This is a genomic window from Arthrobacter sp. Cr_A7 (assembly GCF_029222765.1).
GTDB lineage: Bacteria > Actinomycetota > Actinomycetes > Actinomycetales > Micrococcaceae > Arthrobacter.
In genome coordinates this window covers 1-725 of record NZ_JARHXQ010000372.1, presented here as the reverse complement: position 1 = coordinate 725, position 725 = coordinate 1, and the positions used below count along the sequence as shown (strand labels likewise).

Here is a 725-nt window from a genome sequence, read left to right as displayed (position 1 = left end):
GCACTGCAGGCCACCGTCAGCAAGGCCAGCGGCAGGATCATCCTGCTGGCACCGGGCGAAGCCGGAACCGTCAACGTCCGGTACACCATCGCCGACGACAGGGACGCGTCAGCCCAGGCTGCCATTCGGGTGGTGGTGGACAACGAGGTGCCCCTCAAGGCGCCCATCGCCCGTGACGACAGGGTCACGTCCGCGCAGACCATGGGAAAGACCGCAGTGGACGTCCCCGTCCTGAAGAACGACGAGGATCCCGACGGCGTGGGGGAGAACCTGACGATCAGCACTGAGGCTGCCACCGCCCGGCCAGGCGCTGACGGCACCATGATCGTGGACCTCACCGAACAGCCGCAGCTCATCCCGTACTCCGTGGAGGACGTGGACGGCCAGCAGTCGACGGCGGTCATTTGGGTTCCGGGGCTCGGCCAGCAGGTGCCCACCCTGGCCAAGGACGAGGTCATCGAGGTCATCGCCGGCCAGTCCGCCGACGTCGACCTGGACGAGTGGGTGAAGGTCCGGGAGGGCCGTTCACCGCGGCTGACGCAGACCGACCGGATCAAGCTGATCGGTTCGGACGGCAGCGATCCCGTCACGGGCGACGGCACAGGACTGAAGTACACGGCAGGCCCTGATTATGTAGGGCCGGGCTCGCTCACCTTTGAAGTTACGGACGGCACCGGGCCGGATGACCCGGCTGGTTCGAAGTCCACCCTCAGCATCCGCACCAA

At 67.0% G+C, this 725-nt stretch carries 1 pseudogene; it reads left to right on the top strand.

Features of this window, described 5'->3' with window-relative positions:
• A pseudogene (locus P2Q66_RS21755) lies at window positions 1-725 on the top strand (hypothetical protein); the annotation flags it as partial.